11 protein-coding genes are annotated in these 10040 nt (G+C 59.8%); 4 read left to right on the plus strand and 7 right to left on the minus strand.

Annotation, left to right across the window (positions count from 1 at the left end):
• Window positions 1–113 precede the first annotated feature (113 nt).
• Window positions 114–509 (plus strand): hypothetical protein, encoded by a 396-nt coding sequence (locus J7I86_RS22980; protein ID WP_286180082.1) that lies wholly within the window; start codon window positions 114–116, stop codon window positions 507–509.
• A 447-nt stretch (window positions 510–956) separates the two neighbouring features.
• On the opposite strand, the gene J7I86_RS20715 is transcribed toward J7I86_RS22980, so the two are convergent.
• Together J7I86_RS20715 and J7I86_RS20720 are read right to left on the minus strand one after the other, a co-directional pair.
• Window positions 957–1508, minus strand: coding sequence for a transcriptional initiation protein Tat (locus J7I86_RS20715; protein ID WP_214822743.1), 552 nt, complete (start codon window positions 1506–1508; stop codon window positions 957–959).
• A 121-nt stretch (window positions 1509–1629) separates the two neighbouring features.
• Window positions 1630–2856, minus strand: coding sequence for a hypothetical protein (locus tag J7I86_RS20720; RefSeq protein ID WP_309476773.1), 1227 nt, complete (start codon window positions 2854–2856; stop codon window positions 1630–1632).
• A gap of 506 nt (window positions 2857–3362) precedes the next feature.
• Here J7I86_RS20720 and J7I86_RS20725 point away from each other — a divergent pair.
• Window positions 3363–3920, plus strand: coding sequence for an AAA family ATPase (locus tag J7I86_RS20725; protein WP_214822744.1), 558 nt, complete (start codon window positions 3363–3365; stop codon window positions 3918–3920).
• A gap of 62 nt (window positions 3921–3982) precedes the next feature.
• Here J7I86_RS20725 and J7I86_RS20730 read toward each other — a convergent pair whose 3' ends face one another.
• Window positions 3983–4711 carry a hypothetical protein gene (locus J7I86_RS20730; protein ID WP_214822745.1) on the minus strand — a complete coding sequence of 243 codons (729 nt, stop codon included), beginning with the start codon at window positions 4709–4711 and terminating at the stop codon, window positions 3983–3985.
• A gap of 96 nt (window positions 4712–4807) precedes the next feature.
• Window positions 4808–6196, minus strand: a complete 1389-nt coding sequence (gene dnaB, locus J7I86_RS20735) for a replicative DNA helicase (RefSeq protein ID WP_017197290.1) — start codon at window positions 6194–6196, stop codon at window positions 4808–4810.
• Between the two features lie 591 nt (window positions 6197–6787).
• Between dnaB and J7I86_RS20740 the strand changes: the two genes are divergently transcribed.
• The gene (locus J7I86_RS20740) at window positions 6788–7261 is read left to right on the plus strand and encodes a hypothetical protein (protein WP_214822754.1); all 474 of its coding nucleotides are present in this window, start codon (window positions 6788–6790) and stop codon (window positions 7259–7261) included.
• Window positions 7262–7268: 7 nt separating this feature from the next.
• Window positions 7269–7844 carry a hypothetical protein gene (locus tag J7I86_RS20745; RefSeq protein ID WP_214822746.1) on the plus strand — a complete coding sequence of 192 codons (576 nt, stop codon included), beginning with the start codon at window positions 7269–7271 and terminating at the stop codon, window positions 7842–7844.
• A gap of 4 nt (window positions 7845–7848) precedes the next feature.
• Here J7I86_RS20745 and J7I86_RS20750 read toward each other — a convergent pair whose 3' ends face one another.
• The 3 genes from J7I86_RS20750 to J7I86_RS20760 all read right to left on the minus strand — a co-directional run bounded on the left by J7I86_RS20750 (window position 7849) and on the right by J7I86_RS20760 (window position 9936).
• On the minus strand, window positions 7849–8205 hold the full coding sequence (locus J7I86_RS20750) for a zf-TFIIB domain-containing protein (protein WP_309476774.1): 357 nt from the start codon (window positions 8203–8205) through the stop codon (window positions 7849–7851).
• 49 nt (window positions 8206–8254) lie between these two features.
• On the minus strand, window positions 8255–8881 hold the full coding sequence (locus J7I86_RS20755; protein WP_214822755.1) for an FMN reductase: 627 nt from the start codon (window positions 8879–8881) through the stop codon (window positions 8255–8257).
• Between the two features lie 95 nt (window positions 8882–8976).
• Complete coding sequence (locus J7I86_RS20760; RefSeq protein WP_214822748.1) at window positions 8977–9936, minus strand: alpha/beta hydrolase; 960 nt, start codon at window positions 9934–9936, stop codon at window positions 8977–8979.
• Window positions 9937–10040 lie beyond the last annotated feature (104 nt).

The raw sequence follows: 10040 nt of genomic DNA on the forward strand, positions 1-10040 counted from the left end.
CAAGAGCTGCCCACTGGATAGCATTGGATGCCTTTCTTGATGATGAAGTCCCTCTTCCGCTGAAGGTCCGCACCATTGCGGCGACGGGCCGACGCTGCATTGTGGTGGGAAGTGTGAGTTCAGCTCAACGGTCTGCGCTGGCCGCAGAGGGCGCTGTTGCAATTCTGGCGGGCGACTCTACAGCTGCGGAGATTCCCCGGCAGATTGAAGCGGTGGTTGTTGGGGCAGCCCCTACGCTTCCAACACAGCTCAGCGTCGGCACCAGGCTCACAGACCGTGAAATCCAGGTACTGGAACTCTTCGCACAACGCCGGGCGCTGACAGCTTCCTCCTTGGCCGCAGGGCTCGGGCTCCGGACCACCACCGTACGGGGTCATCTCTTCCGCGGCCGCCGGAAGCTCGCTGCTGCAGGCTTTAAATGTGCCACGCGCGGGGAACTGGCGAATGCGCTTCAGGAAATTGGATACAGCCACACTGAAGCGCAATGGCATGCTGCCGGGCGATGGTAAACCGGCATAAGCGGCATCGGCCACGTAGAGGTTTGGCGATCCACCACTGAGATCATCGCCCCACGAATGAGCCGCTAACAGTGCTAAAGCCGCAGACAGCAGCGGAGGCGAGTGAGCGGTGTCGCTAACAGGGAGCAGTCAGATGCCCGGCGTGAAGGGCATGGCGCAAAAGGATTGCCCCAAAGGGGCAAGGGCGGGCTTGATATGGGCAATCGAAAGGGCCCAACCATCTTCGTGGCCCAATGCCACGGAATTTAGGGGGGAGCCTCAGTCCTTGACGCCGGGCTCTACCCATAGGCCTTGGAACACGACCTACGGGTTCGACGAACAGGGGCCGAACCCATAGGTGCGCTCTTTCCGGGCTGGGCGCACACACCCACCACCCGGTAAGACCGGAACTGCAAAAGCTGCCCCCATCCGAAGCGGGGGCAGCTGATGTTTCTGCTACTAGTCAGACTCGGTCAAAACAACATTGATGACAGACACAGTAGTGGTGCCGTTGTTGGTCACGGTCACAGTCATCGTGGCGGTAGAGGGCCGCTCGCTGGAACTCAGGTTCTGTGTACTCACTGCGAAGAGCGCAACACCATCGGCTCCCGTAACAACGGTGACGCTGCGGCTCTGATCCGACTCGGGGCCATCATTATCCGGCGCCGGGTGGGCGTAAATACCCAAGATGTCGCCGTCGTCGTTCTGTCCGGAGACGGTGACGGTGACCGTGGCACCGACAACAGGGTTACCGTTTGCGTCCTTGACGGTGACCGGGAAGTCATAGGCCCGTTGATCCAGATCTTCTTCGAAGCTCCCGTAATGGTGGTCACCACTCCAGTTGCTGATGACCGTCCCTGTTCCAGGCGTCACAACGACGGGCGGGAGTGAGGCAGCCAGTGCCGGAGTTGCAGCAGCTATGGCAATAGCGGGAATGCTCCACGCCGTACCAATAACAACCTTACGTCGGTCAATAGTTGAATCTTTTATTTTACCTTTATCCAAGGTCATCGTTTGCTCCTTCAAGCCAGTCAGCGCGCTAGCTGACTGAAGTAAATCTTCGTGGAAATTTCGGTGCAAACGGAACTTATCATTGCGCTCATTTAGCAGATTATTTTCTGCGTGGGATGTACTATGCAAGATCCACGGGGTCCAATGACGACGCATGCGCCAGAATTCCGTGTAACTGAAGTTCCTCCACACTCCTCAGCAAACGGGATTCATACCCGGCCGGAAGTCCAATATGAGGCGCGATTCGCTCTGCGATGCCGCTCAGATCGCAGGGAGTAGCCAAGGCGTGCCAGATTGAAGGCCCAATGCCGGTTAGTCGGACTACGCCCTGGCCTGTCATGACGATGAGTTCCGTGCCTTGTCCGCCAGGCAACGGAATCTCGACGGCGTCGAGAAGCTCGGCCCTCTTGTAAAGCATGGAACGACCGGCATGGAGGCGCGGATGACCTTCGGCAGGCTGTGTCCCCTCAGCGAGGACTGACGTCCACGTCTTGGAGATGGCTGGCCGTTCAAGGATAGTTGGCAAGACTGCTGCCAAGTCTCCTGCCTCGCGGTAAGACACCCGGACGGCGCCACCAGTCGCGTCAAGGATCCCGCAAAGGCGACTCACAGGCTGGCTGACCTGCCCCAGGGAGGACGTGTGGGGCGCCAGTTCGATAATCGCTTCGGCATGAGAAAGCGGAGTTACCGTGGGAACGGCAGCATCCGGCCTTCGGTCCAGCAGGACAACCAACGCCAGCGTCGGCGAGGCCGGCGCCACCAGAAGCCCGAGGTCATCCGGGCTGATCTGATGCTTGGGAGCGGTGGGCTCTTCAACTATCAGCGATAGCGGTTTGGCGTAAGGAACCAACGTGCCCGAGCCATCAACGGCAACGGTTTCATCCGTGACGTAGCCTAGTGCAGCTCCGAGGCGTCTCGTTGCAGTGGTCTTTCCCATGCCCGATCGCCCCACAAGGGCCACTGCCCGGCCGGTTTTTTCATCTGCCAGTGCCGCGGCATGCAACATAACCAGGTTCCCCCGGCCCGCAGTGATGCCCGCCAAGGTGATGGCACTTGTCAGCTCCGACGCAAATTCCCTGAACGTGCCCCCTGTGACCTCGGCAGTGCCAATAACCGAGGAGACTGTTGCCCGGAAGGGACGCTCTTCATGGGAAGCCGAATCTGCCAGGAAGCTATTCCCGGCGAGAGGCACCGGCTCGCCGCATTGATCGAGGCAGCGTGACCACGCCTGCCGCAATTCCGCGTGAAGGTCCGGGGACACTCCCTCGTGCAGCACCACTGAGACAACAGACCCCAGGACACGGAGTTTCAGTTCGCGCGGCCCTGCGACATTTGCTGGTTCTTCCACCAACCCAACCCCTCTTGAATTTCCGTGAATGCTCGTCGTCGGCCCTGTGGTCATGGTTATGTCCCTCTTTCCGAAAATGGATCTTGCCGAAGTTCTCAGTCCGGAGACCACTCATTACGCCGACGCCGGCATTGCCGGACGGCACATCGGCGTACTTGATTGCTTGCAATCAATATCACTAAATGACACCGGTCGTGTCGGTTGTCTCATGAGTGGCGATAACCTCCGCACGTAGATACCAAAGAAGCGACCACTGATAGTTGGCACAGGCCTCATATCATTGGGTTCTGATTAATCACAGAAATTTTCTCCAACCCGAAGAAATGCGCTTTATGCAAAAGCACCAGAGATCGCTTCAGTTCGAGGGCTGAGATGCATTTTGGAACCGCAACAGCACTCACACATGCAGCCTTGCTGGCAGCTCGGTCCAGCCGAGTGGCCAGCCCTCGGGTGGCCTAGGGTGTCAGGTATGCCCACCACCACGTGCTTCAAGCGAGGGACACTCGATGCCTGAACTGATCCTGCTGAATGGTCCGCCCGGAATCGGAAAATCGACTCTCGCCGGAATGTATGTGGATCAGCATCCCGGGGTCCTCAACCTTGATGTCGATCAGGTGCGCTGCCTGATCGGAGGCTGGAAGGAGGACTTCCAAGCCGCCGGGGACCTGGTGCGCCCGATTGCGCTGAGTATGGCCGCCACGCATCTGTCGGCCGGGCACACAGTGATCATGCCGCAGTATCTCGATTCCGAGGATGAGATTTTACTTTTCCGGACTGCGGCGGAAGAGGCCGGCGCTGGCTTTAGGGAAGTCGTTCTCATGGACAGCCGTGATGCTTCTGTTGAAAGGTTCTATTCGCGCACGGACGGCGAGGATCCCTGGCACGCCCGTGTTACCGCCATCGTGGAAGAAGGTGGAGGTTCGCACTTGTTGGAGTCGATGTACGACGACCTCATCATCGGCCTTGATACCCGTCCATCTGCCGCTACAGTCGCCAGCCACAGAGGTCACATCCAGGAGACCTACGAGCTCCTGATGGAAGCTTTAGCTCTGACTCCTCCATAGAGGCACGGAAAAGGGCTCCACCGGCGGCTGAATCTACACCAGTGAAGCCCTTTTGGAGGTGATTACTTGATGAGCGCTGCTGCCTGGTCCATGAGGGCGCCGGCTGCTTCCGGGCCGCCGGATGCGGCGTCGTTACTGGACGCCGTGGCGAAAATCAGGACGCCGTCCTTGATTGCGTGAGCACTGTAGATGGCTCCAGCCTTTCCATCCGGCATCACCATCAGGGTTTTCAGCGCAACCGTCCCCGGCACGTTGCCGACGCCGTTGATCTTTTCAGTAGTAAGCGTCATGGTGTCCCCGTCCGCGGAAAGCGTCACCTTCTTGCAAGCCTCGATCTGCGACTGAGTCTGGTCCAGGCCCGCCTGGAGCAGTCCTGCTTCAACGCCGGAGGTCAAAGCGAGGCTGGTGATGAAGTCACCGGTTTTGGACCTTGTGGTGCCTGCAGACGCGGAGCCGTCGATGGACTGGTACACACCGAGGGTGCCCAAGTTTGCGCACCCTGCCGGTTCGATGGTTGCTTTCGTCAGCACCCGAACTGGTTCATATTGGGCTACCAAGTCCGGTCCGGAAACTACCGCCCGGCTGGTACCATCGGCTTCCTTGACCTGCCCAACCAAAGCTGTGAGCTCTTCGTTTGTGTACTGCTTCGCGGGCGTCGGCGTGGGTGTCGCAGTTTCGCTGGCTGGGGTCGACGCAGATTCCTGCGAGACCGCGGTACCACCACCGCATGCCGTGAGGGCCATAATGACCAGAGCCGATGCCCCGAATCCGAGCAGCGAGTTTTTCCTCATGTGTTTCCCCAATAATCTTTAGTGATGCGCCGCGGACGCGGACCTCACCAACACTACTGTCCTCGCTTTGCCTGCACGGTCCGGCGTATGGAGCGGCTAGAATCCGCCGCCGCCGGCACCCGTTTCGCCGGCCATGTTGGCAAAGCGTGAGTAGTGGCCCTGGAAGGCAACCACAATGTCCTTAGTGGGACCGTTACGGTGCTTGGCGATGAGGATGTCTGCCTCGCCGGCGCGGGGTGATTCTTTGTCGTATACATCTTCACGGTGGAGCAGGATCACCATGTCGGCGTCCTGCTCGATGGAGCCTGATTCGCGGAGGTCGGACACCATGGGGCGCTTGTCCTGGCGCTGCTCTGAACCACGGTTCAGCTGCGACAGCGCGATGACGGGAACCTGCAACTCCTTGGCCAACAACTTGAGGGCACGGGAGAACTCAGAGACTTCCTGCTGGCGGGACTCAACTTTTTTACCGGAGCTCATGAGCTGGAGGTAGTCGAGAATCACGAGCTTGAGGTCGTGCTGCTGCTTCAGGCGGCGGCACTTGGCCCGGATTTCCATGAGGGACATGTTGGGGCTGTCATCAATAAACAGCGGAGCATCGTTCATGCGGCCCATGGTGGTAGCAATCTTGGACCATTGCTCGTCCTTGATGGTGCCTTTACGGAGATCCTGCAGCCCAATGGTCGCTTCTGCGGAGAGAAGACGCATGGCAATCTCGTTCCGGCCCATTTCCAAGGAGAACATGACCGTAGCCAGGTTGTTCTTGATGGCCGCGGAACGGGCGAAGTCCAGCGCGAACGTGGACTTACCCACGGCAGGACGGGCTGCGATAACGATCATCTGGCCCGGGTGGAGCCCGTGCGTCAGTTCGTCGAGTTCGTAGAAACCGGTGGGTACGCCGGTCATGCCTTCGCCGCGGTGACCCGAGGCTTCGATCTCATCCACGGTGGATTCCATGACGTCCTTCAACGCCACGTAGTCCTCGGCAGTGCGCTTTTCAGCGACCGCGTACACCTCGGCCTGGGCTTGGTTGACGAGGTCTTCCACTTCGCCGTCCTGGCCGTAGCCCATCTGGACGATTTTGGTACCGGCGTTAACAAGGCGCCGCAGCACGGCACGCTCCGCAACGATCTCGGCGTAGTAGCCGGCGTTGGCCGCGGTAGGAACCGTCTGGATGAGCTCGTGGAGGTAAGCGGGGCCGCCGATCCGGTTGATCTCACCACGCTTTGTCAGTTCATCCGAGACGGTGACGGCGTCAGCGGGTTCGCCACGGCCGTACAGGTCAATGATGGACTCATAGATGGTTTCGTGGGCGGGACGGTAGAAGTCGTGTCCACGAACGATTTCCACGACGTCGGCAATGGCGTCCTTGGACAGCATCATGCCGCCGAGCACCGACTGTTCAGCAGGGATGTCCTGGGGAGGTTTCCGGCTCGAGTCCGAAGCGCGTGAGCCCTCGATTGAGTCCAAGTGCGTAACTGACAAAGCCGTCCTCCATTTGTGTGCCGCTGCAGAGATGTTTTCCCTGGCGGCCCCTAAAGCGCAGTGCGTGGCTACGGGTCCGCCTGTTGCATCTCACGATGGCAGGCAGGTCCGACAGAATAGCCGTATCCACAAGTTATCCACAGTTGATTCCGTGGACCCGTCACACGAGGTGACTTTCAGGGAGCCCAAGAAACTCGTCGCGGGGATATTCGTGCCCAAAATGGACACTTCAGACACGTTACAGCAGGTGCGGAACACCCCCTGTGGATAACCTGTGGAATACCGACCACACGTTGTGCACAGACTGTGCGTTACCCTGTGGATAGAGAATTTCTTTTCAGGGAATTAGAGCCCTGACCTGCGGAAACGCTCTTCACATGCTGTGGAGGAAAGAAAGTTTGGGGAGCAATTAATCCACAGCCGGCCCAGCTGCAGCCGCCTTCCACCAGAGGAAAATCACGCTATACATGCCTCATTTGTGATGCATCTTACAAAGACCGCCTTAATTTGACAGAGATCTCTCAGAAGCCTATGCCGAAAGTGGAATGTGCTGTGGATAACCAAGTTCTGGCATAAGCTCTAAGCATGGGGATGAACTTTGGTGACGTACTGACGATTGTCCTTCCGCTTCTTGTCCTCGTGGGCCTGCTGTGGGCGCTCACGGCAGCCTTCAAGCCGCGCGATACCGGCGTCTCTGACGCTGAGAGATATCAGCGCGAACTGGCGGCACGTTCCGCTGCCCACCAAGCGTCCCAAGTGCAGGAGGCGCTGGCTCTTCGCGCACGAATCGATGCCACCACAAAGCCGAGCCAGAACGAGGCCAGCCAGAGGGAACAGGCGGAGAACAGCAGGACGGCCATCCAGGCACAGGCTGCACGGTCTCACGCTGCCGGACAAACGGGACACCAGCCCGCCGTGCTTCCCAATGGTCAACTAAACCCGCAACTCGCCTTCGAGTTACAGAACCTGGTCCGTAGCGGAAAGAAGATTGAGGCCATCAAGGTTCTGCGTCAGGCCACTCACTCAGACTTGCTTACTGCCAAGAACTACGTAGATCGGCTCTGACGACGCCATGGATTCCATCCTCATCCCGCTCCTGATCCTTGTTGCGGTCATTGCGGGCGTGCTCCTGCTTATCCGCTCTTTCTCCAAGCGATCAGCTGAAAGCAAGGCCGATTTCGCAGCTGCGAATGCCCCCAAGGATCCTGTGGAGTTGGCCAGGGAGTCTGCAGCTAAGCTCAATCAAGAGCAGCACAGGCTGCTCTACTCGCTGATTGCGCAAGGACAGGGAATGGCGGCCATCAAGCTTTACCTGCAGGCGACAGGAGAGGGCCTGCGGGCCTCGCGTAACGCCGTCGGCGCTTTGGCGGCGCATCCTCAGCCTTTCACGCCGGAAGACCCGCCCAAAGACCTGCTGGCCGACGACGACGACGAGCCCGAACGTTTTACGTACAGGTACAGGGCAATCGTCAGCAAGGGCGATGTCACCCGGGAAGTGAGCAGCAATATGCTCAACGACGAGATCTACGGACGTATCCGTACGTTGGCCAAAAGTGGCGACGTCGAAGGCGCGGCCCTCGCTTTGACGCGCCACTCAGACATCAGCATCAAGCAGGCCCGCGAGTTCATTGAACTCTTGGACGACTAAAAGACTAGAAGTCGAACAAGTCTCCCAGGAAGCCTTCCTTCTTTTTGCGCTTGCGTCCGTACTGGTCGCGATCGTAGCTGTCGCGGCGATCGTTGTCCCGACGGTCGTAGTCACGCCTGTCCCTATCGTCATATCGCGGCTGCTGGGGCCGTGACTCGAAAGGGTTGTAGATGGGCGGCGGCGCGATGGGCGGCTGGGGCGGTGCGGCGGCAGCCCTGGCAGGGGCCGGAATGGTTTCGGCCGCGACGCGGTCAATGATCTTGTCCAGCTCCCCACGGTCCAGCCACACGCCCCTGCACTGGGGGCAGTAGTCGATCTCTACGCCGCTTCGTTCGCTCATTACCAGGTCAATGGAATCCACAGGACACTTCATGCTTGCCCCAACGATCGGCCCTGGCAATAAGTTCGCCCTATCTGCCTGCTGAGATCCCGGCAAGCAGCTGTTCGAAAGGAAGCGACCCAAGCGACTCGTTCTTGCGCCGCGGCTGGGATCCGCTCAAAAGCTGCACGAGTTCACCCGCGGCCCGGTCCACGCGCACCGAGAGGGGCGATCCGCCGTCGTCGGTGTTTCCCCAGTCCTGCGGCCCCGCGAAGACACCGGTGGCCGCGATCCTGGTGCGCAAGTAGCTGAAGAGGGGACGCATGGCGTAATCGAGGACCATCTGGTGGCGGTCGGTGCCGCCCGTGGCGCCCAGCAGCACCGCCTTTCCTTCCAGCGACTTAGGGTCCAGGACGTCAATGAACGACTTGAACAGACCGCTGTAAGAGGCGCTGAAGACGGGGCTGACCGCGATGATGGCGTCTGAATTCTCGACGCCGGCGATCACGTCCGCGAGCCGCGGTGCGGCATAGCCGGTGACGAAGTTGTTGGCGATGTCCACCGCGAGATCGCGCAGTTCGACGACCTCAATCTTGGGGTCGAACCCGGCCGCGCGCAGTTGCCGCTCGGTGGAGGCGGCCAGCTGGTCGGCCAGCAAGCGGCTCGACGACGGGACGCCGAGTCCGGCGGAAAGTACGGTGATGCGGCGGGTTTCCATGGCATTCTCCTGTTGCTCGTTCATTCATCTTACATGCGTTTGCATCTAAATAAATGAACAGGGCGCTGCTCCGAAGTATTCCCGGGACTCCCCTGCTACCCCTTGAGCTGCGTTAGAAACGCCCCAGTAGCCCCGGCGATCTGCTCCTGGGCAACGTCACGACCTACGGAAGGTTCGCCGTCGCCGGGCTGCGCACCATAGTCTCCAAAGAAGGCATGATTACCGCCTTGGATCTCGACGAAGGTCGTGTCGAGGGGCAGTAGCTCGCGGGAGGCGTCAATCTTGGCGGGAGTGCTGAGTCCGTCCTCAGAGCCCGAGACTGACAGGACCTGCAGGCCCGACCGGTCACGCACGGAGTCCAAAGGGTAGGAGGCGTAGAGCAGCAGGCCGTCCACATCCTTGTTTGCCAGGGCAAAAGAGCTCGCGCTCACCCCACCCAAGGAATGGCCCCCTACTGCCCACGTGGAGATTTCAGGGTGGCCGGCCATGGCCCCGCGCGCCTGGTTTCCGTCCAAAAGGCTGAGATTCAAGGGCGTCTTGAGGATCACCACGAGGACCCCGGCGTCCACTGCGGGCTTGAGGATGTCCGCATATGCTCGCGCTTCAACGCGGGCGCCCGGGTAGAAAACCAGTCCTTTCGTGGCAGCTTCCCCGGCCGGAGTCATGGTAATAGACGTCGGCGACTCCACCAAGGAAGAACCCGCGCTCGATCCCGCTTCAGCCGCTCCGGACCCCTGGTAGGCGAAGGGATTCAACCACACCAGCATGGCCACGAGTGCGAATACAGCGATGCGCGCCACCCAAGCGCCAACAGCCCTGGCGACGGAGCGCTTAGCGGACCAATCGCGTCGCCTCCATAGCAGGACGCCCCAAAGAATTCCGACGACGGCGGCCGTCACCAGCAGCGCCGGCAGGAGCGGATGACCACGCAGAACAGCGGGATTTCCCAGCAGCATCCACAGGGGAACGAGGACCAACGCGGCAATGCACACAGCAGAAACCCAGAACAGAACCGGGCGGCGCTTATCCGCGTTTACCTGCACAGAGGAAGTCATACAACAATAATAGTTCCATCATGGAGATAAATTGAATTTCCGGGTTTCGCGATGCCAGGCCTACCGCCTTGGTGCATGCGCCGACAGGAAGTCGAAGGTCTTGT

The organism is Arthrobacter sp. ISL-95, from assembly GCF_018613695.1.
GTDB lineage: Bacteria > Actinomycetota > Actinomycetes > Actinomycetales > Micrococcaceae > Arthrobacter.